General features: G+C 58.3%; 30 protein-coding genes. 19 read left to right on the top strand and 11 right to left on the bottom strand.

Annotation, left to right across the window (positions count from 1 at the left end; genetic code table 11):
* The first annotated feature begins 7 nt into the window (after window positions 1-7).
* The 4 genes from bcoG to ACR0JB_RS06430 are packed head-to-tail and all read left to right on the top strand — an operon-like array spanning window position 8 to window position 3,706.
* Window positions 8-922: a 3-dehydrocarnitine:acetyl-CoA trimethylamine transferase BcoG gene (gene bcoG, locus ACR0JB_RS06445; protein ID WP_425080516.1), complete on the top strand. Its 915-nt coding sequence runs from the start codon at window positions 8-10 to the stop codon at window positions 920-922.
* Between the two features lie 8 nt (window positions 923-930).
* Complete coding sequence (locus ACR0JB_RS06440; RefSeq protein WP_425080517.1) at window positions 931-1,488, top strand: hypothetical protein; 558 nt, start codon at window positions 931-933, stop codon at window positions 1,486-1,488.
* Window positions 1,485-2,951 (top strand): carnitine 3-dehydrogenase, encoded by a 1,467-nt coding sequence (locus ACR0JB_RS06435; RefSeq protein ID WP_480789761.1) that lies wholly within the window; start codon window positions 1,485-1,487, stop codon window positions 2,949-2,951. Before ACR0JB_RS06440 ends, ACR0JB_RS06435 begins: the two co-directional genes overlap by 4 nt.
* Window positions 2,948-3,706, top strand: coding sequence for an SDR family oxidoreductase (locus ACR0JB_RS06430; protein WP_170396033.1), 759 nt, complete (start codon window positions 2,948-2,950; stop codon window positions 3,704-3,706). The genes ACR0JB_RS06435 and ACR0JB_RS06430 overlap by 4 nt, the downstream gene beginning before the upstream one ends.
* A gap of 92 nt (window positions 3,707-3,798) precedes the next feature.
* Here the strand turns inward: ACR0JB_RS06430 and ACR0JB_RS06425 are convergent, their stop codons facing one another.
* Both ACR0JB_RS06425 and ACR0JB_RS06420 read right to left on the bottom strand, forming a co-directional pair.
* Window positions 3,799-3,981, bottom strand: a complete 183-nt coding sequence (locus ACR0JB_RS06425) for a hypothetical protein (RefSeq protein ID WP_170348931.1) — start codon at window positions 3,979-3,981, stop codon at window positions 3,799-3,801.
* 82 nt (window positions 3,982-4,063) lie between these two features.
* On the bottom strand, window positions 4,064-4,930 hold the full coding sequence (locus ACR0JB_RS06420) for a helix-turn-helix domain-containing protein (protein ID WP_170375620.1): 867 nt from the start codon (window positions 4,928-4,930) through the stop codon (window positions 4,064-4,066).
* Window positions 4,931-5,037: 107 nt separating this feature from the next.
* Between ACR0JB_RS06420 and ACR0JB_RS06415 the strand changes: the two genes are divergently transcribed.
* Genes ACR0JB_RS06415 through ACR0JB_RS06405 form a run of 3 tightly spaced genes read left to right on the top strand, consistent with a single transcriptional unit; the run spans window position 5,038 to window position 7,041 of the window.
* Window positions 5,038-5,241, top strand: coding sequence for a DUF2061 domain-containing protein (locus ACR0JB_RS06415; protein WP_170348929.1), 204 nt, complete (start codon window positions 5,038-5,040; stop codon window positions 5,239-5,241).
* Window positions 5,234-6,118, top strand: coding sequence for a fatty acid desaturase (locus ACR0JB_RS06410; protein ID WP_170396031.1), 885 nt, complete (start codon window positions 5,234-5,236; stop codon window positions 6,116-6,118). The genes ACR0JB_RS06415 and ACR0JB_RS06410 overlap by 8 nt, the downstream gene beginning before the upstream one ends.
* A gap of 20 nt (window positions 6,119-6,138) precedes the next feature.
* Window positions 6,139-7,041 (top strand): DMT family transporter, encoded by a 903-nt coding sequence (locus ACR0JB_RS06405; RefSeq protein ID WP_170396029.1) that lies wholly within the window; start codon window positions 6,139-6,141, stop codon window positions 7,039-7,041.
* Here the strand turns inward: ACR0JB_RS06405 and ACR0JB_RS06400 are convergent.
* From ACR0JB_RS06400 to ACR0JB_RS06385, 4 genes are all read right to left on the bottom strand, one after another.
* Window positions 7,038-8,396 carry a DEAD/DEAH box helicase gene (locus ACR0JB_RS06400; protein ID WP_170396027.1) on the bottom strand — a complete coding sequence of 453 codons (1,359 nt, stop codon included), beginning with the start codon at window positions 8,394-8,396 and terminating at the stop codon, window positions 7,038-7,040. The genes ACR0JB_RS06405 and ACR0JB_RS06400 overlap by 4 nt on opposite strands.
* A gap of 186 nt (window positions 8,397-8,582) precedes the next feature.
* Complete coding sequence (locus ACR0JB_RS06395) at window positions 8,583-9,521, bottom strand: glycosyltransferase family 2 protein (RefSeq protein WP_480789760.1); 939 nt, start codon at window positions 9,519-9,521, stop codon at window positions 8,583-8,585.
* A complete protein-coding gene (locus ACR0JB_RS06390) occupies window positions 9,514-10,278 on the bottom strand; it encodes a hypothetical protein (protein WP_170396023.1) in 765 nt (254 codons plus the stop codon). Before ACR0JB_RS06390 ends, ACR0JB_RS06395 begins: the two co-directional genes overlap by 8 nt.
* 44 nt (window positions 10,279-10,322) lie before the next feature.
* Window positions 10,323-11,930, bottom strand: a complete 1,608-nt coding sequence (locus tag ACR0JB_RS06385; protein ID WP_170348923.1) for a peptide chain release factor 3 — start codon at window positions 11,928-11,930, stop codon at window positions 10,323-10,325.
* Between the two features lie 108 nt (window positions 11,931-12,038).
* On the opposite strand from ACR0JB_RS06385, the gene ACR0JB_RS06380 reads away from it, so the two are divergent.
* From ACR0JB_RS06380 to ACR0JB_RS06345, 8 genes are all read left to right on the top strand, one after another.
* Entirely contained in the window at window positions 12,039-12,401 is a 363-nt protein-coding gene (locus ACR0JB_RS06380) for a SnoaL-like domain-containing protein (RefSeq protein ID WP_480789759.1), read from the top strand.
* 73 nt (window positions 12,402-12,474) lie between these two features.
* Entirely contained in the window at window positions 12,475-13,254 is a 780-nt protein-coding gene (locus ACR0JB_RS06375) for an SDR family oxidoreductase (RefSeq protein ID WP_170396470.1), read from the top strand.
* Window positions 13,255-13,257: 3 nt separating this feature from the next.
* Window positions 13,258-14,370 carry a DNA alkylation repair protein gene (locus ACR0JB_RS06370; protein ID WP_170577683.1) on the top strand — a complete coding sequence of 371 codons (1,113 nt, stop codon included), beginning with the start codon at window positions 13,258-13,260 and terminating at the stop codon, window positions 14,368-14,370.
* 100 nt (window positions 14,371-14,470) lie between these two features.
* Window positions 14,471-15,541, top strand: a complete 1,071-nt coding sequence (locus tag ACR0JB_RS06365) for a methyltransferase domain-containing protein (protein WP_480789758.1) — start codon at window positions 14,471-14,473, stop codon at window positions 15,539-15,541.
* A gap of 45 nt (window positions 15,542-15,586) precedes the next feature.
* Entirely contained in the window at window positions 15,587-16,708 is a 1,122-nt protein-coding gene (locus tag ACR0JB_RS06360; protein ID WP_170358774.1) for an ABC transporter ATP-binding protein, read from the top strand.
* A 121-nt stretch (window positions 16,709-16,829) separates the two neighbouring features.
* A complete protein-coding gene (gene surE, locus ACR0JB_RS06355; RefSeq protein ID WP_170396019.1) occupies window positions 16,830-17,612 on the top strand; it encodes a 5'/3'-nucleotidase SurE in 783 nt (260 codons plus the stop codon).
* Window positions 17,609-18,259 (top strand): protein-L-isoaspartate(D-aspartate) O-methyltransferase, encoded by a 651-nt coding sequence (locus ACR0JB_RS06350; RefSeq protein WP_170348917.1) that lies wholly within the window; start codon window positions 17,609-17,611, stop codon window positions 18,257-18,259. The genes surE and ACR0JB_RS06350 overlap by 4 nt, the downstream gene beginning before the upstream one ends.
* Before the next feature lie 62 nt (window positions 18,260-18,321).
* On the top strand, window positions 18,322-19,485 hold the full coding sequence (locus tag ACR0JB_RS06345; RefSeq protein WP_170348916.1) for a LysM peptidoglycan-binding domain-containing M23 family metallopeptidase: 1,164 nt from the start codon (window positions 18,322-18,324) through the stop codon (window positions 19,483-19,485).
* 41 nt (window positions 19,486-19,526) lie between these two features.
* On the opposite strand, the gene ACR0JB_RS06340 is transcribed toward ACR0JB_RS06345, so the two are convergent.
* Both ACR0JB_RS06340 and ACR0JB_RS06335 read right to left on the bottom strand, forming a co-directional pair.
* Window positions 19,527-20,198, bottom strand: coding sequence for a helix-turn-helix transcriptional regulator (locus ACR0JB_RS06340; protein ID WP_170358768.1), 672 nt, complete (start codon window positions 20,196-20,198; stop codon window positions 19,527-19,529).
* A gap of 21 nt (window positions 20,199-20,219) precedes the next feature.
* Window positions 20,220-20,525 (bottom strand): hypothetical protein, encoded by a 306-nt coding sequence (locus ACR0JB_RS06335; RefSeq protein WP_170396018.1) that lies wholly within the window; start codon window positions 20,523-20,525, stop codon window positions 20,220-20,222.
* 219 nt (window positions 20,526-20,744) lie between these two features.
* On the opposite strand from ACR0JB_RS06335, the gene ACR0JB_RS06330 reads away from it, so the two are divergent.
* The 4 genes from ACR0JB_RS06330 to ACR0JB_RS06315 all read left to right on the top strand — a co-directional run bounded on the left by ACR0JB_RS06330 (window position 20,745) and on the right by ACR0JB_RS06315 (window position 23,258).
* Entirely contained in the window at window positions 20,745-20,960 is a 216-nt protein-coding gene (locus tag ACR0JB_RS06330) for a twin-arginine translocase TatA/TatE family subunit (protein WP_170348913.1), read from the top strand.
* Between the two features lie 6 nt (window positions 20,961-20,966).
* Entirely contained in the window at window positions 20,967-21,425 is a 459-nt protein-coding gene (tatB, locus tag ACR0JB_RS06325) for a Sec-independent protein translocase protein TatB (RefSeq protein WP_170348912.1), read from the top strand.
* Entirely contained in the window at window positions 21,422-22,297 is an 876-nt protein-coding gene (gene tatC / locus ACR0JB_RS06320; RefSeq protein ID WP_170348911.1) for a twin-arginine translocase subunit TatC, read from the top strand. Before tatB ends, tatC begins: the two co-directional genes overlap by 4 nt.
* Window positions 22,298-22,415: 118 nt before the next feature.
* Complete coding sequence (locus tag ACR0JB_RS06315; RefSeq protein ID WP_170348910.1) at window positions 22,416-23,258, top strand: ATP-binding protein; 843 nt, start codon at window positions 22,416-22,418, stop codon at window positions 23,256-23,258.
* Between the two features lie 61 nt (window positions 23,259-23,319).
* Here ACR0JB_RS06315 and ACR0JB_RS06310 read toward each other — a convergent pair whose 3' ends face one another.
* The 3 genes from ACR0JB_RS06310 to purF form a co-directional block, all read right to left on the bottom strand.
* On the bottom strand, window positions 23,320-23,964 hold the full coding sequence (locus ACR0JB_RS06310) for an SDR family NAD(P)-dependent oxidoreductase (protein ID WP_170348909.1): 645 nt from the start codon (window positions 23,962-23,964) through the stop codon (window positions 23,320-23,322).
* 41 nt (window positions 23,965-24,005) lie between these two features.
* A complete protein-coding gene (locus ACR0JB_RS06305) occupies window positions 24,006-24,254 on the bottom strand; it encodes a hypothetical protein (RefSeq protein ID WP_170358760.1) in 249 nt (82 codons plus the stop codon).
* A 266-nt stretch (window positions 24,255-24,520) separates the two neighbouring features.
* Window positions 24,521-26,044: an amidophosphoribosyltransferase gene (gene purF / locus ACR0JB_RS06300; RefSeq protein WP_170348907.1), complete on the bottom strand. Its 1,524-nt coding sequence runs from the start codon at window positions 26,042-26,044 to the stop codon at window positions 24,521-24,523.
* Window positions 26,045-26,160 lie beyond the last annotated feature (116 nt).

The raw sequence follows: 26,160 nt of genomic DNA, 5'->3' as shown, positions 1-26,160 counted from the left end.
AAACACAATGCCTCTGGAAATGAACCGCGAAGTCTTCATCACTTGCGCCGTTACCGGCTCGGGAGGGACACAGGATCGCAGCCCACATGTGCCGCGCTCACCCAAGCAAATCGCCGACAGTGCGATTGCCGCAGCCAAGGCCGGGGCGGCGGTGGTGCATTGCCATGTGCGCGACCCTGAAACCGGTGTACCCAGCCGCCGTCTGGACCTGTATCGCGAAGTCACGGACCGCATTCGCGAGGCTGAGGTTGACGTCGTTCTAAACCTGACCGCCGGGATGGGTGGGGACATGGTGTTTGGCCCAACCGAATCTCCGCTGCCACTGCGCGAGGACGGGACTGATATGATCGGTGCAGCCGCGCGGGTCGAACATGTTGCGGAATGCCTGCCGGAGATCTGCACGCTGGACTGCGGCACCATGAACTTTGCCGAAGCCGATTACGTCATGACCAACACGCCGGGCATGCTGCAGGCGATGGGTCGGATGATGACACATTTGGGCGTGAAGCCCGAGATCGAAGCCTTTGACACCGGCCATCTGTGGTACGCAAAGCAGCTGGTGAAGGACGGTGTTCTGGACAGCCCGGCATTGGTGCAACTTTGCATGGGCGTGCCGTGGGGCGCGCCGGATGACTTGAACACCTTCATGGCGATGGTCAACAACGTGCCGGATGACTGGACGTTCAGCGCGTTTGCTCTGGGCCGCAATCAGATGGCTTATGCCGCGGCGGCTGTATTGGCGGGCGGCAACGTGCGCGTCGGGCTTGAGGATAACCTGTGGCTGGACAAGGGCGTGCTGGCCGAGAATTGGCAACTAGTCGAACGCGCCGGGACTATAATCGAGAACATGGGCGCGCGGGTGATCGGCGCGCAGGAAGTGCGTGACAAGTTGGGGCTAGTGAAGCGGGCGCCAAAGGGCTAAGTGCAAATATGTACCGCTGGGTTCCTTCGTACGCTGTCGCTTGTTTGTTCGCTAGCTTGCTTGCATCGTGCAGTTCGGTGGGCAATGACGGTTTACGAGGGCATCAATCGACATTTAAACCGGTCGAAACGGTGAATTGGTCGATCTTTGATAAGCCGTATTTCGAAGTCGCCGCGATCGGGCGCAAAAGCAAAGGTGCGCAACGGTACATGGTTAGGTTGTTGGACCAGCCAATCCCTAGCTATCAATTGCAAGATCCGGATAGAACTGACTGCTCGGGATACACCTCCAGAGTGGACGGTTGTTATGAAAACCACCTGAGCGTGCCGACCCGGCGATCCGGGACTGCATTCGAGTACGACATCACTTCAGCACGTCCGGCGAAGACACACATCATGTACGTGAGCGCGGGAGCAGAACTGGTTGTATTGGCGCGCGAGGACGGTGTGTTTGCCATCGTACTGAGCAGGCACAGGTCAATCACTCAAGAAAAACAGGCGATGGCGCAAGACATTTTGAGTGAAAATGGGTTTGACCCTCAAGAACTGAAAGTAGTTAAGCAATGAAAAAAACAGCAGCGATCATTGGCGGCGGCGTTATCGGCGGCGGATGGGCCGCTAGATTTCTACTGAACGGCTGGAACGTCCGGGTGTTCGACCCGGACCCCGAGGCCGAGCGTAAGATTGGTGAGGTTCTGGATAATGCGCGCCGCTCCTTGCCGGGGCTGAGCGATGTGCCATTGCCGTCCGAGGGATCTCTGACGTTCTACGAAGATATGGCGGAGGCCGTGCAGGGTGCCGCCTGGATACAGGAAAGCGTGCCGGAACGGTTGGACCTTAAACTGAAGGTCTACAAGGGGTTGCAGGAGGCTTGTGGTCCAGATGCGATCATAGGCTCCTCGACCAGCGGATTTAAACCGTCCGAGTTGCAAGAAGGCGCGCTGCGCCCTGAACTGATCGTGGTTACACACCCGTTCAACCCGGTCTATCTGCTGCCGCTGATTGAACTGGTTCCTACTGACAAGAACCCGCCTGCGATGGTGAGCCGCGCACAAGAACTGCTGAAGTCCGTCGGGTTTTTCCCGCTGCACATCAAGAAAGAAATCGACGCGCATATCGCTGACCGATTTCTTGAGGCCGTTTGGCGCGAGGCATTGTGGTTAGTCAAGGACGGCATCGCCACGACCGAAGAGATCGACGAGGCCATCCGCATGGGCTTTGGCATTCGCTGGGCGCAGATGGGCCTGTTTGAAACCTATCGCGTGGCCGGAGGTGAGGCCGGGATGCGGCACTTCATGGCTCAGTTCGGGCCAGCGTTGAAATGGCCGTGGACCAAGTTGATGGACGTGCCGGACTTTACTGATGAACTTGTCGACCTGATCGCGGATCAGTCGGACGCGCAGTCGGGCATGCACTCGATCCGCGAACTGGAGCGGATCCGTGACAACAACCTTGTGGGCATGATGCGCGCGCTCAAAGCGCAGAATTATGGAGCAGGCGCGGTGCTGAACCAGCATGACGCGCTGTTGAAACCTGGCGCGTTGCCAACGCTGGAACAGGCGGACATAAGTCAGCCTATTCTGACATTGTCGCGCGCCGTACCGCTGGATTGGACCGACTACAACGGCCACATGAACGAGGCGCGGTATCTGGAAGCCTTCGCTGCCGCGACCGACCGGTTCATGGAGATCATCGGCTGCGACGCGGATTACATAACCTCGGGCGGCAGCTATTTCACCGCTGAAAACCACATCCGCTATGTCGACGAAGCACACGCAGGCGCCAAGATCGAAGTGCGCACGCAGATGCTGTTGGGGCAGGGCAAGAAATTGCACGTGTTCCACAGCATGTATGAGGGAGACAAGCTGCTGGCCACGGGCGAAAGCTTCCTGCTGCATGTCAGCCTTGAATCTCGTCGCCCCAGCGCACCGTCGCCGGAAATCGAGGCCGCCATGACGCGGATCGCCGAGGCGCAGGCAGGGTTACCCTACCCCGAAGGCGCGGGCGCCGCGATCCGGAAACCCGCATGACCCGGCGGGTTCTGATTACGGCTGGCGCCTCGGGCGTTGGCCGTGCCATGGCCGAAGCATTTGATGATGCAGGCTATGGTGTTTGGATCACGGATATTGACGAGGCTGCTTTGAATACGGTGCCGGATCACTGGGAGGCTCGTCGCGCAGATGCCGCAAGTGAGTCCGATATGAGCGCCGTTTTTCAGGATATCGCAGCCGAAGGTGGATTGGATGCGCTGTGCGCCAATGCAGGCACGGCAGGACCGACAAACGCGATCGAGGATATCGGGTTGGCAGATTGGCGGTCCTGCGTTTCGGTCAACCTCGAGGGCGCTTTTCTGGCCGTGAAACATGCAGTCCCTTTGATGAAGACCGCGCAGGCGGGCAGCATCACCCTGACGTCGTCAACTGCTGGTCAATACGGGTACCCGTACCGCGCGCCATATGCAGCGGCGAAATGGGCGGTGATTGGCCTGATGAAAACCCTTGCGATGGAACTTGGCCCCCACGGTATTCGCGCAAATGCGATTTGTCCTGGAGCGGTTGAAGGCCCACGGATGGAGGGTGTGCTGGCGCGCGAAGCGGCCGCAAAAGGTATGACCCGCGATCAGGTCTATGCGGGGTATGCCTCGGGTACCTCGATGGGGCGCTTTGTTGAAGGTCACGATATCGCAAACATGGCCGTGTTCCTCGCCTCGGATGCGGCGCGGCTTGTTTCGGGGCAGGTTATTGCCGTGGATGGGCACACGGTGAATCCAGATCCGAAAATCTAACTCGGTTTAGAAAACACACAGAACCCCAATGCCCTGGCGCAATAAGGGCATTGGTAATCGGCTTGGGGCAGGGCTTTTTCGAAACGCTGAAGCTAGCCCTGATTTGGCCCGCGAATTTGGCGGATGGTCTGGCGGACAGCTTGCCAGTCTAGCGCTTCCTGTCTATTTCCGGCGGCTTCACATTCGCGCATCTTTTGTGCGGCTTCCGCCTCGGCCCGGTCGCCGTGAACAGTATATAAGGCCCGTGCGTATTGAGCGGTCTGTAGTGCGTCCATTCCTGTCGTCCTCCGTCTGTGATCGGAATACCCGAAGGTTCGCGCCGAACGACGATAGCACAAGACAGGCTTAGGTGCATCCTTAGTGGTCGGAAATTTGCGAGCGCAGCCGTTTAAGGTGTTCTGAGAAGTCGCGCGCAGTCAGGTCAGCCTCGCGTACCAGTCGGTCGAAATGGCGGGTGAAGGTTTCGATCCGATCACGATCCCGAAAGGCCATATAGTGGCTGCCGGCGTAGAAAACACAAAGCAAAGGACCGAAGATCGTGACCGGAGCGGAATAAAGCCGTTTTGCGTCAAACAGATAGATTCTAAGACGCGGGTAAAGCTGTTGGCAAATCTCCAGCAGATGGTCGATCTGTTCCAGCCGGATTTTGGGACAAAGACCGTCGTAATAGCCCCGCGCATGGACGAAACTATCGATTTCATACAGCGGCATGGCGATTTCATAGTCGGATTGCGCGCTGCGCATCCACATCAGCCGGTCAGCCGAGGCACCGATGGCCTGATCCGCCGTCCGCCCCAGATGCGGGGCATATTCCCACTCCAGCACCGCGCGGGTCTTTAACATGTCGGGCAAAGTCGCTGGAACATAACGGATTTTGTACCCTGCGGCTTCTTGATGCCACTCAAAGATGCGCTCATCCACCAGCGCACGTGGTGCTTCGGTCATTGTCAGCGAGCTGGCCAACAATTCCGCTGCGCTTTCGGGTCGGTCGGACAGGCTCAGAAGCCAATCCGCCGAAACCCCCAGCGCCGAGGCGCAACTGCCTACCACATGTGCATTTGGCAAGCGCGCGCCTTCACCCGTCAAAAGCTGCGATACGGTCGAACGGTCCACCGCAATCTGACGCGCCAGCGCGCTTTGACTGACGTGTCGCTCCTCCATCGCCCGGGCTAGGCGAGTACGGAACTGTGCCGCGCGGTCTCTTTTGTCGATTTTTTCCTGCATTTGTTTAAAAATATCACAGTTGATGAGTTTTGTTAATCATATTCAGAATTTTCAACGGATGCCGTGACCCGTAATTTTGAAGACACAACAATAATATGGGTGACGGAATGGAAACACGGCGCAGATCAGTCGTGAAAGCGGTGCTGTGGAATGCGATGGGCTTGCTGGTGATGACACTGGTCGGGCTGGTCGCGACTGGCTCGGCGGCTGTGGGCGGGACACTGGCGATTGTAAATACGGCCATCGGATTGACGATGTACGTTATTTACGAGCGCGTCTGGGCCAAAATCTCATGGGGGCGCAATGTCTAGGCCCGCAGCACCCGAATGGGGCACGTTCGCCCTGATCCTGGCTTGCTATGGGGCGTGGTTGGCGGTGATTTTCCTGATGCCGGTTTGGCTGGCAATTCCGGTGATGGGTCTGGTTGCGGCGCTCCATTCCTCGTTGACGCATGAGGCGCTGCACGGCCACCCGTTTCGTACAAATTGGCTGAATGAGGGCCTGATGGCGCTGCCTCTGACCCTGTTCATCCCGTATCAGAGGTTCCGCGACCTGCATCTGGCCCATCACCGGGATGAGACGTTGACCGACCCCTATGACGATCCTGAAACCAACTATCTGGATCCACAGGTCTGGGGCGCATTGGCCGGGTGGCAGCGATGGCTGCTGTCTGTGAACAACACCTTGTTGGGGCGCATAGTGCTGGGTCCGGCGATTGGCCAATTCATATTCACGCGGAATGAATTGCGCGGTGCGTTGCTGGGCGACCTTGGCATCCTGCGGGCCTGGGCGCTGCATCTGGTTGGGGTGGCCTTGGTTTTGTGGGTGGTCGGGCACTCGGCAATGCCGATTTGGGCGTATGTTCTGTCCGCCTATATCGGGCTGGGGCTGGTGAAGATCCGCACCTTCCTTGAACACCGCGCGCATGAAAATCCGCAGGCCCGTACTGTGATTATCGAAGATCGTGGGTTGCTGGCTTTTCTGTTTTTAAACAATAACCTGCATGTGGTTCATCACATGAATCCTGGTGCGCCGTGGTACCGCCTGCCTGCGCTATATCGCGCCAGCAAAGATCGGTATCAGACCCGGAATGAGGCTTATGTCTACCGGTCTTACGCGCAGATCTTTAAGGCGTATTTCCTGCGGGCCAAGGATCCGGTGGAACATCCTCTCTGGCCAAAGCCTTGATTTAGCGACACAAGGGGGCCATGAGTTTATGGATTCCCATAACAATCGCTGCCGCCTCGTTCCAGACAGTGCGGTTCATGCTGCAAAAATCCCTCAGCACCGTAAAGCTAAGTGCGGCCGGGGCGACGTTTGCCCGGTTCGCGTATTCGATGCCACTGGCGCTTTTGGGGCTGATTGTGGCGCTGCAAGTGACTGGCTTCAGCGTGCCGCCGCTGACGGGGTGGTTCTGGGTATACGTTGTCATCGGTGGCACCGCGCAAATTCTGGCAACGATCTGCGTGGTCGCTTTGTTCAAGCAACGAAATTTTGCGGTTGGGATTACCTTTAAGAAAACCGAAGTAATTCAGACCGCAATTGTCGGTTTTCTGGTGCTGGGCGATCAGATCTCGTACGGGGGTCTGGTTGCGATCTTGCTGGGATTGATGGCGGTGCTTTTGCTGTCCAAATCACCCGGAGGCGACGGGGCGTGGTGGAAACATCTGACCAACCGGGCGTCGCGCCTAGGGTTGGGGTCAGGCGTATTGTTCGCCTTTTCCGCCGTCAGTTACCGGGGTGCGTCGCTTGAACTGGGTGATATCGACGCGTGGTTTCGCGCTCTGATCACTCTGGCCGCGGTTGTGACGTTCCAGTTCCTCAGCATGGCGCTATGGCTGCTGTGGCGCGACCGGACCGAACTGCTTGCGGTGTGGCAGACACGTCGAACAGGGGTGTTTGTCGGTTTGACCAGTCTGGGCGGATCGTTTTGCTGGTTCTTTGCGTTCACCTTGCAGAACGCGGCCTATGTCAAAGCGCTGGGGCAGGTCGAACTGTTGCTCAGCCTGTTCGCATCGATCCTGTTTTTCCGCGAGACCATTACCCGGCGTGAGATCGCCGGGATGGCGTTGTTGGGGTTGTCGATCCTGGCGCTGGTGCTGGCGATTTAACCAGCACGGCGCTCGTCAAAGCTTAGGGCAATGAAGCTGGGCAGGTGATCGCCCATGCCCACAACCGCGTTGCCGTTATCCGAACGACGGCCACGACCTTTAGGTTCTTTGTCCTTTTTGCGGTCGCTCTTTTTGCCTTCGCTCTTTTGCGTGTCGGCAGACTTGGTCTTTTTCTCAGGCTTCTGCGTGTCGGCTTTGGGTTCGTCCTTGACCGGATTGTCGAGCTTTGGAATGTCCTTCTGGATCAGCTTTTCAATCGCAGCCAGCGCTTTTTCGTCACGACCCGAACAGATAGTAATCGCCTTGCCATCGCGCCCGGCACGACCGGTGCGGCCGATGCGGTGAACGTAATCCTCGGGGTGGCCGGGGACGTCGAAATTGAAAACATGGCTGACCGACGGGACATCAAGTCCACGCGCAGCCACGTCCGAGGCAACCAGCAACCGCAACGAGCCGTCGCGGAAACCGTCCAGCGTTTTCATCCGCTGTGATTGGTCCAGATCGCCGTGGATCGCGGCGGCGTCATAGCCGTATTTCTTTAGCGACTTTGCGCAGATATCAACGTCTGTCTTGCGGTTACAGAAGATGATCGCGTTGGTGCATTTTTCACCCTCGGCATCGATCAGTGCGCGCAAGACTTTGCGCTTGGCGCTGGCCTCTCGATCGCGACGGCCGCCTTTGAACATGACCACGCCCTGTTCAATGGTTTCCGAGGCGGTCGCCTGTCGGGCAACCTCGACCCGCGCGGGGGCGGACAGGAAAGTGTCGGTGATGCGTTCAATCTCGGACGCCATGGTGGCCGAAAAGAACAGCGTCTGGCGGGTGAACGGCGTCAGCGAGAAGATGCGCTCGATATCGGGGATAAAACCCATGTCCAGCATCCGGTCAGCTTCGTCCACGACCATGATCTGCACGCCGGTCAACAGCAGTTTGCCGCGTTCGAAATGGTCCAGCAGTCGGCCGGGAGTTGCGATCAGAACATCGACGCCACGGTCGATCAGTGCGTCCTGTTCCTTGAAGCTGACGCCTCCGATCAACAACGCCTTGGTCAGTTTCAGGTGTTTGCTATAGGTGTCGAAATTCTCGGCGACCTGTGCAGCCAGTTCCCGTGTCGGGCACAGCACCAGCGACCGTGGCATCCGCGCGCGCGCGCGGCCCCGTGCCAGCATTGTGATCATCGGCAGCGTAAAGCTTGCAGTTTTTCCCGTGCCGGTCTGGGCGATCCCCAATACATCACGACCTTCCAGCGCAGGTGGAATTGCGCCTTCTTGGATCGGGGTGGGGGATTCGTATCCGGCTTCCTCAATGGCTTTGAGGACCTTCGGGTTCAGGTTCAGTTCGTTAAATTTTGTCATGTATGTCCGGTTCATGCGGACATTAGACCTGGCCCGCGCGTCAAAGGTGTGCCGGGCCCGGATGGCCATACGCTGCATTGCGCAATTTCGGCTTGGAGGGGGACATAACAAAAACGCCGGGTATGGTCAAATGAAGACCTCTTTAAGGTTTTTACTGTGCTCGCTCTGCGGATTTCTCGCAACAATTCAGTCACTTCCGGGAAAGTGTTTCCTGACTTTTTCGTCCAAATCCAGGGGCCGATATCGGATCAGGTCATGTTGTTCCAGACGGGTTCTCACGTTGGGGTCTGCACCGCTGATTTCGTCAAAAAATGCACGCAGCCCATCCATGCCGCCTTCGGCCTCGATCCAGCTGAGTAATTCGTTCATGTTCATGCCGCCCCGTTCACGTGGAACATTCAGGGACATTCCTGTCTGATACGAGCCACGCGCCAGGCGAAATCGAAGGTGAGCCTTAAAATGTTCCCAGTCGGGGGCGTGTCGATGGCACAGCTCCAACCCCGGCAATTCGAACTTGCAGGGCAAGAGGGTTTTATCCTGGAACAGGTTGTGGATACGAAAGCTAAGTTTCTTCAGGCCCGTCCGGACGATCAGCTTACCTTGCAAATGGCTGAAGAACCCACCCAAAACAAAAGCGCCGTAACGCGGGTACAGCGATTGTACGAGGGCGTCACGGTGGGGGGTCTTTGGAAGATACGCCTTAAAAAGATCCGTGCCACCACCCACGGCTTCGATCGGGCGGACACGTACAGCGGGGATGTGGTTGGGAACATCGGTCAGTTGCTGGGGAATGGGACGGTCCGTCCACAGAAACTCGTCCATGTCGATATGGGCCAACCAATTCAGATTGGTCTTGCGATAGGTGAATGACGCATTTGCGGTCTGACGGTTTTGATGCCGTTCGGGCCGTTCACGCTTGCGGCTGGCCCAGAAGGCCTCATCGCATGTTTGCACGTCGACCTTCGGATGCCGAACCAGGGCATCGAAAGCTTTGGAATTGGGTTCATCCAGATAGATGTGCAACCGGTCGACCCCAAGATCGAGGTGATAGGCAACAAATCGCAGGATATCCGGGGCAGGGCCCCGAACCGTTGAAACAATGCCCCAGCCAGAGCCGTCAGTCATCAATGTGATCCAACAGGGACTGCCGGGTCTTGTAGTGCTGGATACGCCCAAAAATGCTGCGCGGGTCGTACATCACCAGTTTCAACATCCGGTACCCCAGCGGGCGCAACACCGCGTCGTTTTCTGCATGACGCCAAAGGCGTGCCAAAAGGTTGCGATCCAGATCGCCATTCCTTAGCGAATAGCCCGCCATGCCGAATGCCAATGGAACGTCGTGGTGTTTTTCACCCTGCATATCAAAGGCTTGATCGTTTGGACGAAGGGATACCCGACGCTCGCTATCATGCAGCTTGATCAGATCGTACAACAGGTACAGACCCTGTCCGCCCAAGCGCTGATCCAGTGTTTCGCCATGGTCGGCGAATGTGGTTGCCGAGGAAATAAGCCAACGCACAGGCAGGTCCCGCGCCAACTCTGAACCCTTTTCCCGCCACATCCGCAGAAACAGCGCCCGCGCCTCAGCCGGTGACGGATGCCGGCGCAGCAATGCGATGCACATTGCGTGAACAAGATGCAGCAGCGATTGGCCAGAAAATTCCTGCTGCAGCGCGTGGTACTTCCTGCGCGCGTCCTGCTTGTGGTCAAAGCTGGCGTCCGGGTCAGGTTTTTCTACGGGTGTTTGGGCAAGTTCACTCAGATCAACATCCGGCGGCGGCAGTACCCGTTGTGGATCGCGATAAGGAACCTCTTTGCGTTCCAGATGGCGCATCACCGAATAGAAGCCGCCGGGATAGTTTTCCTGATCCAAATCCGCCATGCTTCGGAACCCTAGAGAACGGTGCCCAAACTACAAGACCCGGATCAAACCATCATTTCCTTAGTCGCTGTCAGGTTCAGCTCGGGGTAGTCGCGCACGACCCGGTCGATATCCCATTGCAAGCGCGTCAGATAGACGATGTCGCCGTCATGATCATGGGCGATGTGCTGTTTATTAGCGTTGACGAACTTTTCAACCTCGGCCTTGTCACCGCTCACCCAGCGGGCAGAGGTGAACTGCGACGCCTCGAACCGGACGGGCAGACCGTATTCCATCTCAATCCGGCTGGCGAGGACTTCGAACTGCAGCGCGCCAACGACGCCCACGATATAGCCCGAACCAATCGAGGGTTTGAAGACCTTGGCCGCACCTTCCTCGGCAAATTGCATCAGGGCTTTTTCCAGATGCTTGGCTTTCAGTGGGTCCGCCGCTCTGACAGTTTGCAGCAATTCCGGTGCAAATGACGGGATCCCGGACACGCGCAGCGCTTCGCCCTCGGTCAGGGTGTCACCGATGCGCAGTTGACCGTGGTTTGGGATGCCGATGATGTCTCCGGCCCAGGCCTCTTCGGCCAGTTCGCGGTCAGATGCCAGAAACAGCACGGGGTTCGAAATCGCCATCGGCTTCTTCGACCGAACATGGGTCAGCTTCATGCCACGTTTGAAATGGCCGCTTGCCATGCGGACGAATGCAACCCGGTCGCGGTGCTTGGGGTCCATGTTGGCCTGCACCTTAAAGACAAAACCAGCGACCTTCTTTTCATCAGGCGCAATTTGTCGGGGTTCAGCGGACTGGACCTGCGGCTGTGGGCCATAGGCGCCGATACCTTCCATCAGTTCCTTGACCCCGAACGAGTTGATCGCCGAGCCGAACCAGATCGGAGTCATGTGCCCCTCAAGAACCGCTTGCGGGTCCAGCGCAGGCAGCAGTTCGCGCGCCATCTCGACCTCTTCCAGCAGCTTGTCCAGCAGATGCTCGGGTACGTGTTCGGCCAGTTTGGGGTCGTCCAGACCGTTGATCTGAATGCTTTCAGCTACCTTGTTGCGGTCGGCGCGGTCCATCAATTCCAGTCGGTCGCGCAGCATGTCATAGCAGCCGATGAAATCGCGACCCACGCCAATCGGCCACGCAGCAGGCGTGACGTCGATGGCCAGCATCTCCTGAATTTCGTCGATGATCTCGAACGTATCGCGGCTTTCGCGGTCCATCTTGTTACAGAAGGTCAGGATCGGCAAATCGCGCAGGCGGCAAACCTCGAACAGTTTCTGCGTCTGGCTTTCCACACCTTTCGCGCCGTCGATCACCATCACGGCGGCGTCCACTGCGGTCAGTGTGCGATAGGTGTCCTCGGAAAAATCTGAGTGGCCGGGAGTATCCACCAGATTAAACCGAAAGTCCCCGTAATCGAAAGACATGGCCGAGGCTGAGACCGAAATGCCCCGATCTTTCTCCATCTGCATGAAGTCCGACCGGGTCCGCCGCGCCTCACCCTTAGCGCGCACCTGACCGGCCATCTGAATCGCGCCACCGTACAAGAGGAACTTTTCAGTCAGCGTTGTCTTGCCCGCATCCGGGTGCGAGATGATGGCGAATGTCCGGCGTCGGGCAATCTCGGGCGGCAATACGGGTTGGTTGGTGGCGGTATCAAGCATGAACGCGCGTATAGGCGGGGAATCCTGCCGAAGCAAGACAAAGGGGGTGTTCAGAATCGTATGGTTATGCCAAAAAGAACAAATAGTGAACAAAGATGGAGAGGATCAATGAATTTGAAAGAAATCGCAGACGAACTGGTCGCTGGGTGCCGTGAGGACCGGGCCAAGGAAAACCTAAACAAATTATACGCGCCTGATGCCGGTTCGGTCGAAGCGCAAGAGATGGAAGGCATGGGGCGTGAAACGCACGGCGTCGAGGGCATCCGCGGCAAACACGAATGGTGGGAGGGCGCCCATGAGGTTTCGGGTGCGTCGGTCAGTGAGCCTTATTTGCACGGCGACGATCGCTTTGCCGTAATTTTCGAAGTGCAGGGCAAGGTTAAGGAAAGTGGCGAGACCTTCGATATGAAAGAGGTCGGTATCTATCACGTCGCCAACGGAAAAATCGTGCGCGAAGAGTTCTTTTACTGAAGCGTTGTGACTTCTGGTCTTCCCTGTCTGGCCGGTGCTAGACATGCGGGCAACAACAGATGGGGAGGATCAGATGGATCTGGGAATTCGCGGAAAGCGCGCGCTGGTTTGTGCAAGCTCAAAAGGGCTGGGCTTAGGCTGTGCCGAGGCGTTGGCCGAAGCTGGGGTTGATCTGGTGATGAACGCGCGCGGGGCCGAGGCGTTGGATGCCGAAGCTGCTCGTTTGCGGTCCGAATATGGCGTCGATGTGAAAACCGTGGCTTGCGATGTGACCTCGGTAGACGGACAGGCGCAAGTTATCGAAGCAGCGCAGGGCGTTGATATACTTGTGACAAACGCCGGTGGCCCGCCACCCGGACTGTGGTCGGATTGGGATCGTGACGATTTCATCAAGGCGCTGGATGCAAATATGCTGACACCGATTGCGTTCATGAAAGCCTTGTTGCCGGGGATGATGGACAAGGGCTGGGGCAGGGTGGTCAACATCACGTCGCAATCCGTGCGCGCGCCGATTCCTGCTTTGGGTCTGTCGAACGCGGCGCGGACTGGTTTGACCGGCTATGTCGCTGGTACAGCGCGACAAGTCGCACCGCGTGGAGTGACGATCAACAACCTACTGCCGGGCATTCACGCGACGGATCGCGCGGAGTCGCTGGATGGTGGCGTGGCTGCACAAAAAGGAATTTCCATGGATCAGGCGCGCGCCGAACGCGCCGAGACGATCCCTGCGCGTCGGTATGGGACGCGGCAGGAATTCGGCGCGGCCTGCGCGTTTTTGTGTTCGCAATACGCCGGCTTTATCGTCGGGCAGAATATACTGCTGGACGGTGGCGGAACCAATCTGACGATGTGAGTCATGGCACAGAACTTCTCGCTCAAAGATCAGTTGTTTAATGCGGAAAAGACCTGTTTTTTAGCGGACCTTTTCGCCGATGCTGATCCATCCTTTGATGCCAAGGCATTCGAGGCGCAGGTCATGTCGCGGCTGCTGGAGCTTGAACTGAAAGAGCGCATGGCCTGGATCGCCGACTGCCTGCAACAGGCCGTACCCGGAGAGCTGCCGTCTGTCGCGCCATTCCTTCTGCGAGCACTGCCACCGCCTTTGGACCCAACCAAAACAGATGATGATTTCGGCGATTTCATCTTTGCGCCTTTGGGGGATTGGATCGTTTCAGTGGGGTTGGAGTATCCTGATCTGGCTTTGGACGTGCTTGAAGAACTGACCCAACGGTTTTCGATGGAGTGGGCCATTCGCCCATTCCTCAACCGCTATCCGGATCAGGTCATGGCGCGGATGGAACTATGGTGCGGGCATGACAGCTATCACGTGCGCCGTCTGGTCAGTGAAGGCACACGACCACGGTTGCCTTGGGGGCAGGCGGTAGGGCTGGAACTGACCGACCCGCTGCCATTGTTGGACCGGCTGCATAGTGACCCAACACGCTATGTTACGCGGTCTGTGGCGAACCATCTGAACGACATCACAAAGAAAGACCCTGCGCTGGTGCTGGACCGGTTACAGGACTGGTCCGAATCCGGGACACAGGATCGGGACGAACTGCGCTGGATGACCTCACATACGCTGCGGGGGCTGGTGAAGGCAGGCCATCCCGGTGCCATGAAGATGTTGGGCTTCGATCCCGAGGCCGAGATAACCGCAAGAGTGCAGGTAAACCAAGAGGCGCGGATTGGTGGGGCGCTTGAGTTCGATGTCTCGCTTAACGGTGCGGGGGATCAACCTGTTCTGGTCGACTATATCATTCACTTTCAACGCCCGGGCGGCAAAACTTCGGCCAAGGTGCATAAGCTGAAGCAGGCGACCTTGCGCGGTGGTGCGCTGAGTCTGACCAAGAAGCACAAGCTGAAAGGCAATGCGACCACGTTCAAGCTGGTTCCCGGCGCACATCGGCTAGAGATTCAGGTGAATGGGCAGGTTCGCGCCTCGGTCGATTTCGACCTGCTGGGCTAGGGCAGGACCCTCACGCTTTTGACAAAATTGGTAGCAGTGGTTGCACAGGCGGCAGTGCTGCATTAGCTGCGAAGCAGCCAGTGAGGAAAGGGGTGCTGCGATGAAGCATGAATCAGTGCAGAATTACTATGGCGAGGTCCTTCAGGGCAGCGCGGATTTGCAGACCAACGCTTGCTGTACTCCCGATGACATGCCGGACCATGTCAAAAAGATCCTCTCGAAAATTCATGATGATGTGCTGACGCGCTACTATGGTTGCGGCTTGATCGCGCCGCTGGATCTGGAGGGGATGAGCATCCTTGATCTGGGTTGCGGGGCTGGTCGCGACGTTTATGCCCTGTCTGCGATGGTGGGTGAAAAGGGTCGCGTGGTCGGGGTCGACATGACGCCGGAACAGCTAGACGTCGCCCGCGCGCATCAGGATTTCCACGCGCAGGCCTTTGGTCATGCCGCCAGCAACGTAGAATTCCATCACGGCTACATCGAAAAGCTGGATGCGCTGGACCTGGAACCTAGTTCCTTCGACATCATCGTCTCGAATTGCGTGATCAATCTGGCCACCGACAAAGAGGCCGTCCTACGCGGTGCCCATCGTCTGCTAAAAGACGGTGGTGAGATGTATTTCTCGGACGTCTACGCCGATCGTCGTGTACCGCAGGCCATGGCCGAGGATGAAGTGTTGTACGGCGAATGCCTGTCCGGCGCACTGTATTGGAACGATTTTCTTTCGATGTCGCGCGAGGCGGGGTTCGGTGATCCACGCCGCGTCACGCACCGCCCGCTGACCATCGAGAACCCTGTGCTGGAAGAACGCGTCGCACCGCTGAAGTTCCTGTCGGCGACTTATCGACTGTTCAAACTGTCCGAACTGGAACCCGCTTGCGAGGATTACGGGCAGGCTGTCATCTACAAAGGCACCATCCCGCACGCGCCACATCTGTTCGAACTGGATGACCACCACGCGATCGAGACAGGCAAGGTGTTTCCGGTCTGCGGCAATACATGGATGATGTTGAACGATACCCGTTTCGCGCGGCATTTCGACTTTATCGGTGATTTCTCGACGCATTATGGCATCTTCGATGGTTGCGGCGGCGAAAGCCCGTTTGAAGCCACCGGCACGACCACGAGTGTGTCGACCGGCGAGGTTACCTCGGGCGGCTGCTGCTGATCACTTGCACCGGACGGGCGGGGTTGCTATCCCCGCCTAAGCCCGATGAATTTGATCGGAAAAAGGCAACGAGGCCCATCGGTGACAATAGACGTAACTCCTCCTCGTCTGGAAATTCGCAATCTTAACGCACGGTACGAGGGGCGGGTTGTAGTTGACGACGTCTCTTTGACGGTTGAAGCAGGGAAAGTGACTTGCCTGCTTGGGCCTTCGGGGTGCGGCAAGTCGACCACGTTGCGCATGATCGCCGGGGTTGAGATGCAGGAATCCGGTGAGATCTATGTCGACGGTAAGCTGATCTGCGACACCGTGTTCCGGGTTCCGCCCGAACGCCGTGAGATCGGCCTGATGTTTCAGGACTTCGCGCTGTTTCCGCATCTTAGCGTGGCAGACAACGTGGCCTTTGGCCTGACGGGGCATAAAGAAGAAAAGCGCGCGCGCGTTGATGAGTTACTGCGCAAAGTTGATCTTATCCACTTCATCGACCAATTCCCGCATCACCTGTCCGGGGGCGAGCAACAACGTGTCGCGCTGGCCCGCGCACTGGCCCCGCGTCCACGGATCATGCTGATGGACGAGCCGTTCTCGGGCCTCGACAACCGGCTGCGCGACGGTATTCGGGATGAGACGCTGGCGATTCTCAAGGAAGAGGATGCCGCCGTTGTGTTGGTGACGCACGAGCCCGAAGAGGCGATGCGCATGGCTGATGAGATCGCACTGATGCGCCGCGGCAAGATCGTGCAGCAAGGTGCGCCTTACAACGTCTATACCCGTCCGGCTGACAAAGCGGCTGTGGCATTTTTTAGTGATGTCAACGTGTTGCAAGCGCAAGTGAATGGAGCGTTGGCCGATACACCCTTTGGTCAGTTTCTGGCGCCGGGCATTCCCGACGGCACAGATGTTGAGATTGTATTCCGGCCACAGCACGTGCGGTTGGACTTTGACCGCAATGGCAAAGGCCCGCTGCCCACGGCAACCGATGGCGTTGCGGCCCGCGGCACGGTCGAGAGAGCGCGGTTCTTAGGCAACGAAAGCCTGGTCGAGTTCCGCATGGACCACGATGGTTCCGTTCTGAAGGCCACGGTGCCGAATGTTTTTGTACCAAATCCGGGACGGGTCATGTGGCTGACCATTCGCCGGGATCGGTGCTTTGTTTTCCCCATTTAGGGCCTGAAAACGTAGTTTAGGCTCAAGTGGTGCGCGAAAGCCTCAGATTGCAGGCGTGCTTTGCTTGCCGCCGCGCGGGGGCGGGTCTATCAAGGTCAAAACGCTGCGGTGGATGGGGCAAATGCGTATTCTTCTGACCAATGATGACGGCATCAACGCGCCGGGCCTGATCACGCTTGAGGCGATTGCCGCCGATCTGGCTGGGCCCGACGGAGAAGTCTGGGTGGTTGCACCTGCGTTCGAGCAATCGGGTGTCGGCCATTGCATCAGCTATACCCATCCGATGATGGTCGCCAAACTGGGTGATCGGCGTTTCGCCGCCGAGGGCTCGCCCGCCGATTGTGTGCTGGCCGGTCTGCACGACGTGATGAAGGACGCGCCGCCCGATTTGGTGTTGTCTGGCGTGAACCGGGGCAACAATTCGGCGGAAAACACTCTGTATTCCGGCACTGTCGGTGGCGCGATGGAGGCCGCGTTGCAGGGCATTCCGGCGATTGCCCTGTCTCAATATTTTGGTCCGCGTAATCTGGGGCTGGACGATCCGTTCGAGGCCGCGACCCGGTTCGGGGCGGGTCTGGTGCGGAAAATTTTGGACGCGACCCCGGCCGAGCAGGGCGATTACCGTCTGTTCTACAATGTAAATTTCCCGCCCGTGCCCGCGGACGAGGTTCTGGGCACCCGGATCGCACCGCAAGGATATCGCCGCGATACGCATTTCTCGGTCGAGCCGCATAGTTCGCCCTCCGGGCGGCGGTTCCTGTGGATCAAGGGTGGGTATCAGCACAACCCAACCGCGCCGGGCACGGATGCGGCGGTTAATCTGGCGGGCTACATCTCGGTCACGCCGATGCGCGCGGATCTGACGGCGCATGACGCGCTTGAGGCATTGAAGACGATCGAATGACCGGACCAGATCCAGAAACAATCATGCAGTTCCTGTTTGCCCTGCGATCGCGCGGGGTGACGGATGCGCGTGTGCTGGCCGCGATGGAGCAGGTCGACCGTGGCCGCTTTGTCAAAGGTCTGTTTGCCGAGCGCGCATATGAGGACACACCTTTGCCGATTGCCTGCGGGCAGACGATCAGCCAGCCGTCAGTTGTGGGGCTAATGACACAGGCGCTGGATGTGCGCCCGCGCGATACAGTGTTAGAGGTCGGTACAGGCTCGGGCTATCAGGCGGCGATCCTGTCCAAACTGGCGCGCCGGGTCTATACGGTCGAACGACACAAGCGGCTGGTGCGCGAAACCGGCGCGCTGTTTCGCGAGCTGGGGCTGACCAATGTCACCGCGATGCTGTCGGATGGCTCCTTTGGTTTGTCCGAACAGGCCCCGTTTGACAGGATCATTGTGACGGCTGCGGCAGAAGACCCTCCAGGGCCGCTCTTGGCGCAGCTTAAAATCGGCGGTATCATGGTTTTGCCGGTGGGACAGTCGGATGCGGTTCAGACCCTGATCCGGGTCAGGCGGACCGAGACCGGTCTGGACTATGACGAATTGTTACCTGTTCGTTTCGTGCCCTTGTTAGAAGGGCTTGGCAGGGACGGGGCGTAAAAGAATATTCTGCAACATGCGCCGGAACCCCGGAAACACGGGCAGGCGTTGAGGACAGTAAGATGAGAGCAGTTTCCAAATCAGCGATGCTCCGCTGCGTGACAGGTGTGGCGGCTTTGGCGATTCTGGCAGGGTGCGAAGGCCCGCTGGACTACGATCTGCGCGGGCAGGTCGGCGGGTTTTCGACCGCAGATGCCGCGCGAGGGGTGACCGCGAACCGGCCAGCACCGGATGCGCGCGGGGTCATCACCTATCCGAACTATCAGGTGGCCGTTGCGCAACGCGGCGATACAGTCGCCTCGGTTGCTGCCCGCGTCGGTTTGCCCGAGGGAGAGTTGGCCGTGTTCAACGGTCTCAAACCGACGGACAAATTGCGCGACGGCGAGGTTATCGCCCTGCCGCGCACGGTCAGTTCGACCAGTTCGGTGGATATCGCCTCGATAGCCGGAACCGCGATTGATGAGGCGCCGGCAGATGGCTCGGTTAGGACATCGACGTTGGCGCCCGCCCAACCTGCGACCGCGCCTGCACCGGCCCCTGTGGCATCGGGGCCCGAGCCGATCCGTCACCAGGTCAAACGCGGCGAGACAGCTTATACTATTGCACGGCTTTACGACGTGCCAGTTGATGCGCTGGCCGAATGGAACGGGTTGGGGTCGGACTTTACCGTGCGGGAGGATCAGTTCCTGTTAATCCCGATCAAGAACCAGCCTGCTCCAAGACAAGCGGCTGTGCCCGCCAGCAATGTGACACAACCCGGCCAGGGCTCGCCCACGCCGACACCGCCAAGTGCCACGCAACCGTTGCCGGACGAGGTGATCGCTCCGGCCACACCTGCGCCCGACGTGACGGCCGAGGCTCCGACAAACCAAAGTAATTCTGCCCTGGGATTGCCAGTTACCGGGACGATCATTCGTACCTATGACAAGGGCAAGAATGAAGGGATCGACATCGCCGGACAGTCGGGAGCTGCGGTAAAGGCAGCCGAAGCCGGGACCGTTGCGGCGATCACCGCAGATGCGGATCAAGTGCCGATCATCGTGGTTAAACACAACAGCGACCTGCTGACCGTCTATGCAAACGTCGACAAGATCACGGTTAAAAAGGGCGACCGCGTGCGCCGAGGCGAACAGATTGCATCCTTGCGTGGCGGCGACAATTCCTATGTCCATTTCGAGGTGCGCAAAGGGTTCGAATCCGTCGATCCGGAACCTTATCTGAAGTGATTGGAATGGCCCATTTCGGGCCATATACCTGACAGCCGGGTTTAGGCGTGCGGGTCGAAATCGCTCAGTGTTTTGCCGGGTTCGTCAGCGAAGATTTCCGGTAGGGGTGAGACAGCTTCGATCAGGTCGATGCGGAACACGCGGAACCCTTCGCGCAACTCACACCATGCGGTAAGGGTCCAGACGCGGCCCCAGTACTCCATATGAAGAGGGCGAATGGTGCGGTCTGTCAGAACGCCGTCGATACGGCGATAGGACAGGTGCAGTTTCTGCCGGGTTTTGATCGCGGACCGAATCGGAGCCATATGCGCCAGCCCCCGCGCAGCGTCGGCAAAGGGGTAGACGGCGAACTTCCACGTGTCCGCCTCGGCCACGACCTGGGTGGGCAGTACAGCGTCAATCTTGTCGGCCAGGGTTTCTGCGGCGGCCTTCAGATCGGGGTCTGCGGCCTCGGCCACGATGGCCATGCCGAGGTTCAGCGCTTCAAGCTCGGCCGGGGTCAGGTTCAGCGGGGGCAGCGTGATTTGCTCGCGGACCATATAGCCTACGCCACGCTCACCCTCTACCGGAACACCTGAAGCCACCAGCGTGTCCATATCACGATAGATTGTACGAACCGACACTTCGAGCCGGTCCGCAATATCCTGCGCGCGGTGCAGTTTGCCGTCGCGCAGGATCTGAATGATGTCGAACAGACGATCAGAGCGGCGCATGACACGCCGCCCGGACCGCGTTTATGCGGTCATTTTCCATAGCACATTCTCGTGGCGCATCTGGACGCTGTCGGGTTGGATCGCGGCCATCAAGGCCGAGGCAAAGGTTTGTTGCGGGAATTGCGCCGCTGCGTCCTTGGCGGCCTTCATATCCGTCCAGATTACATAGTCGGTCCAACGGCCATCTTCACCCTGGCTTAGCTGACGGTGGGCAAATCCGGGGGCCGAGCGGACGAACGCCTCGGACGCCTGGCTGAGTTTGACGAACTCTTCCGGTGTTGTCCCGTTGGCGAGGGTGAAGGTGACGATTTCAGCAACATGGGTCATTTGATTCTCCGTTGACCAGGTTTCGATGCCCTGTTCCTAATGCCCTTCAACTGACATAAACCTGTCAGTTGTGAAATGCCAGCCTGCAAAAATTGCGTGATCGGATCAATTTTGAGCGCGGAATTGATCTGGCGCACTTTTGCGCAGGGCCATGCAGGCGTAGACACAGACCCAGATCACATTCCCGGCGCAACGCGTCGACGTACAAGGAGAAGAGACATGCTCAACAATATCGGCCTTCCCGGTCTGCTACTGATCGCCGTTGTGGTGCTGGTGCTGTTTGGCCGCGGTAAAATCAGCTCGTTGATGGGTGAAGTGGGCAAGGGCATCACCTCGTTCAAGAAGGGCGTCAAAGAAGGCGCGGACGAGCTGGAGCAGGACGCTGCCGAAGTGGCCAAGGACGTCACGCCCGAGACCGACAAAGACAAGGCCTAAGCGCAGATGTTTGATCTGGGTTGGACCGAGCTTCTGGTCATTGGCATTGTTGCCCTGATCGTTGTGGGGCCAAAGGACCTGCCAGTTCTGTTTCGCAATGTTGGTCGCTGGGTTGGCAAGGCCCGTGGTATGGCGCGCGAATTCAGCAGCGCCATGAACGAGGCCGCGGATCAGGCAGGTGTGAACGAGATCAAAAAGGGTCTGAACGCAGCCGCCAATCCCGTCAGCACCGCCATGGACAGCGTTAACGAGGCGGCGCGGGACGTTGCCAAAAGCATCGATCCCACCAAGTTCGACCCCGACAGCGAAACAGGCAAGTTGGCGGCTGAGCGGGCTGAGCAGGCCAAGAAGATTCAGGCCTCAACTGCCCGTGCTGCGGCTGAGCGTAAGGCCAAAGAAGCGGCAGATGCGCTAGCCAAAGCCGAAGAGGCCGAGGCCGCGCTGAAGACTGAAAGCAAGACATGACAAAGACCGACGAGATCGAAGACAGCTCGGCCCCGCTGATCGAGCATCTGGCGGAACTGCGCACGCGGCTGATCCACTGCGTCGTGGCGTTTTTGGTCGGGATGATCATCTGTTTCACTGTGGCCACGCCGCTTTTCAACTTCCTGACTAACCCTTTGTGCGAAGTTTTGGCCGAACGCGGGCAGGATTGCGGGTTGATCTTCATCTCGCCGCAAGAAGGGTTCTTCGTTGCTATCAAGGTCTCGCTGCTGGGTGGCTTTATCTTGGCCTTTCCATATATCGGGATGCAGATGTGGCGCTTCGTGGCGCCGGGCCTCTACCGATCGGAAAAGAACGCGTTCCTGCCATTCATGCTGGCCTCGCCCTTCATGTTCCTTCTGGGGGCAAGCTTTGCGTTCTATGTCGTAACACCACTGGCTTATGACTTCTTCCTCGGGTTCCAGCAATTTGGTGCCGAAGGAGAGGCCGTGGTCGAGGGCGCAACCGCGGCTCCGCTGAGCGTGGTGTTCCAGGGCTCGGCGCAGGAATACCTGAACCTGACGATCAAGTTTATCGTGGCCTTTGGCCTGTGTTTTCAACTGCCCGTTTTGTTGACCCTTATGGGTAAGGCGGGGCTGGTTACGGCTGAAGGGCTGGGCTCGGTTCGGAAATACGCAGTGGTTGCCATTCTGGTGCTTGCCGCGCTGGTGACACCGCCTGATGTGATTACGCAGGTTATTCTGTTTGTGGTGGTCTACGGCCTGTATGAGATTTCGATCTTCCTCGTCGCCCGGGTCGAAAAAAAGCGCGAAGAGCAACTGCGTGCCGACGGCTACTATGACGACGAAGAAGAAGCCGACGAAGAGATCGTGCGGGAAGAAGACAGCAAGTAACTCCGCTGAAAACCATGCAACAGGCGCGCCTAACCGGCGCGCCTTTTTCGTGTCTGGCCCTTGTTGCGCCGCTTCGAACATGGTTTGAACCGCGCAAGACATGACGCCGGAGGCCCCAATGGACGACCAAGCCCTGAACCGTATCGCCGACGCGCTGGAACGGATGGCACCAGCCCCTTTGGACGCGCCCGATTTCGCGGCTGCCCCGGCATTTGTCTGGCATGTTGAACCGGATCGGCTGGAGCCCGTCACGCAGGTCAACCGCGTCGATCTGGATTTGCTGGTGGGCATCAACCGGTCCCGCGATACTCTGCTGGACAATACGCGCCGATTTGCTGCCGGCTTCAAAGCAAATAACGCGTTGCTTTGGGGCGCGCGGGGGATGGGAAAATCCAGCCTCGTCAAAGCTGTTCACGGGACGCTGCAGATGGATTTCCCAGATCTTAAGCTGGTTGAACTCCAGCGCGAGGATATGGGCTCAGTCGCCCGCCTTCTGAATCACCTGCGTGCCGCACCGCACCGGTTCATTCTGTTCTGCGACGACTTATCGTTTAGTCATGACGACCAGCACTATAAATCGCTCAAGGCAGTGCTGGACGGGGGTATCGAAGGGCGCCCGGAAAACGTCGTATTCTACGCCACCTCGAACCGCCGCCACCTGATGCCGCGCGATATGATCGAGAATGAACGCTCCAGCGCGATCAATCCGTCTGAGGCGGTCGAGGAAAAGGTTTCACTGTCTGATCGGTTCGGCCTGTGGTTGGGCTTCCACCCTTGTGATCAGGACGAATACCTAGCGATGATCGACCGCTATTGCGGGGCATATGGCGTGTCAGTTGACGCTGAAACCCTGCGTGCCGAAGCCATCGAATGGCAGGCAACGCGGGGCGCGCGGTCGGGCCGCGTGGCTTGGCAATTCTTCGTCGATCTGGCCGGGCGCAACGGCGTGCACATCGCCTAACCCGCCCGCTTCATCTTTTTCCAAATACTCACGCCGGAGGCATGGCCCAAAGGGCCATTCCTTACAGCAAAGATAAAATCCGAGCGGCTTCGTCTGCCGTGCTGGTCAACGCATCGCGATCCTCACCGGGATGGAATCGCGCACGTACGGCGGTTGGCATCGGGGCAGGTTCGACAATTGAAACCCTCGGCCCGGTGCGTTTGGTCTCTTGTGCCCAGCCACGTGCCAGCGCCATCTGCGCCGCCTTGGTTGCACCGTAGATGCCGTAAAACTTCTGACCGGCTTTCGGATCGTCAAAGAACACGGCATGGCCGGTTTCACCCAACAGGGGGGCAATATAGGGGATCAGAACTGACGTCGCCGTGGCGTTGGTATTTACGGCCTTAGTCCACTCTTTCGGGTCGATGAAATGCGTGGGTGTCAGGGCCGAGGTGTGAACGGCTGTGTGCAGCCACAAATCCACCTTGCCCCAGCGATCATGGATGCCCCGGCACAACGTCGCCATGGCGTTGGGGTCGGCGATATCCATCGGTGCCAGGGTTGCGGCACCGCCTTTGGCCCGAATGCGGTCATCCAGTTCTTCCAGCCCGCCGGTGGTGCGGGCAACGGCGACAATGTGATATTCGGGTGCCAGTGCCTCGGCCAGGGCAGCGCCCAACCCACGAGAGGCCCCGGTGACGAGGGCAATTTTGGTCTGATCGGTCATGACAGGGGTTTGAACCCCCGCACGCAGGGCGTCAAGACAGATTAACTGCCGGGTATGACGATCCGCTTGGTCTGGCCGCTTTGTCGCAGCATTACGCCGTCGGCATCAATTGCAACGATGGTGCCCGAAGACACGCGGCTGCCCAGCTTGACCTCTTTCACACGTCCCGAAGACATACGCATAAGGGCCCGCATGTCCGATTTCGGGCCAAAGACCCCCAGAACAGACAAAGAGCTTTTTTTCAGCACGCCTTTTTGCGTGGCCGCGCTTTTGACAGTGGCGTTTGACATGTATTCCGGCCTGACCACAGCGGCCCGACCCCTTGATTGAGTGGTTGGCAACCAGCGGGCTACCAAACCGGATCAGAAAGGAAAAGCCCGGTTGGCCGAGCACTTCCCAAGGGGATTCGGCATTGCGGCGAAGCCCTTGCGATTGCAATTTCTTCACCGATGGGTTGTGGCGGAATTCTACCGATGCGGCCTGCCAGGCAGGCAGAAAAAGGCCCGCATCACATCGGTGAAACGGGCCAAAAAGCAAGGTCGATTCGGATCAAATCCTATCCCGAGGCCAGCTTCGCGCTGTTCCACGAGCCGCCCGGAACTTGCATATCTGCGCGTTTCTTGCTGACCCGATTGCTGTTTTCGAGACTGTCCAGATAGTCATCGCTGACGCTGCCGGTGATGTAATTGCCGTCGAAACAGGAACAGTCAAAGGCTTCGATCTCGGGGTTGCCTTCCTTGGCCGCCCAGATCAGGTCGTCGAGATCCTGATAGAACAGGGCATCTGCGCCGACTTCCTGACGGATTTCTTCGATATCTTTGCCATTGGCGATCAGTTCATGCTTGGTGGGCATGTCGATGCCATAGACATTGGGGAATTTTACCGGCGGTGAGGCGCTGGCGATGTACACTTTTTTAGCCCCGGCTTCGCGGCACATCTGCACGATCTTCTTGATTGTATTGCCGCGCACAATGGAATCGTCGATCAGCAGAACGTTGTGATCGCGGAACTCCAACGGAACGGCGTTCAGCTTGCGGCGCACCGATTTCTGGCGCTCTTCTTGGCCGGGCATGATGAAGGTTCGCCCGACATAGCGGTTTTTTACCAGACCTTCGCGGTATGGAATGCCGGTGGCCTTGGCGACCTCAAGCGCCACGGGGCGGGCGCTGTCGGGCACGGGGATGATGCGGTCGATCTCAAGCCCTGCGGCTTGGATCTGGCGGGCCAGCGTCTGACCCATGCGCATCTGGGTTTTGTAAACCGAAACGCCATCCAGCAGCGAATCCGGGCGGGCCAGGTAGACATATTCAAAGATACACGGGGTCAGTTGACCTTCGACCGCCTGGAAGGTGTGCATGTTTCCATCCAGATCAATCAGAATGGCCTCACCGGGGTTAAGGTCGCGCAGCTTTTCAAAGCCGTTGATGCCAAAGGCCACATCCTCTGAGGCAAAGGCGTAATCGTCGCCGTCGCCGTCCACATCGCGCTTGGCGACGGAAAGAGGACGGATGCCATAAGGATCGCGGAACGCCAGCATGCCAACACCGGCAACCAGACAGATTACCGAATAGGCGCCTTGGATTCGCTCCATCGTCATCTTCACACCGGCAAAGATGTTGCGGATCGGTTCGCCGTTGCCGTTGACCTTGATCGCATCGGCAACCTTGTCGGCCAGCACGTTCAGCAGGATCTCTGAATCCGACGTGGTGCGCAGGTGGCGACTGTATTTGGCGGTCACTTTTTCACGCTGTTCGGCGGTGTTGGTGATGTTGCCATTGTGGACCAGATAGATGCCATAGGGCGCGTTCACAAAGAACGGCTGCGCCTCGGACGCACTGAGCGATCCTGCGGTCGGGTACCGCACATGACCCATGCCGATCTTACCCAGAAGGGTCTCGGCGTCTTGTGCGTTGAACACGTCCTTGACCAGACCATTTGCCTTCTTTTCACGGAAGAAGCCGTCGTTATAGGTGACGATCCCCGAGGCATCCTGACCCCGGTGCTGAAGCATCAGCAGCCCGTCATAGATTTCCGCAAAGACATCATGTGTCCTGCTTGCGATCCCTAAAATCCCACACATGTACGGGCTCCAATTTCCATGACGTTTTGACTAGCGGTGATGATCTGAACGTCTGCATGGGTATGCCAGTGCGCCTTGTTTCCATCCCGGCTGATGATGCAAACGCGCCAATGTCA

The sequence above is a fragment of the Ruegeria sp. BI7 genome, from assembly GCF_056537925.1.
The sequence above is the reverse complement of the archived record's forward strand: the minus strand, read 5'-3'. Positions and strand labels throughout refer to the sequence as shown.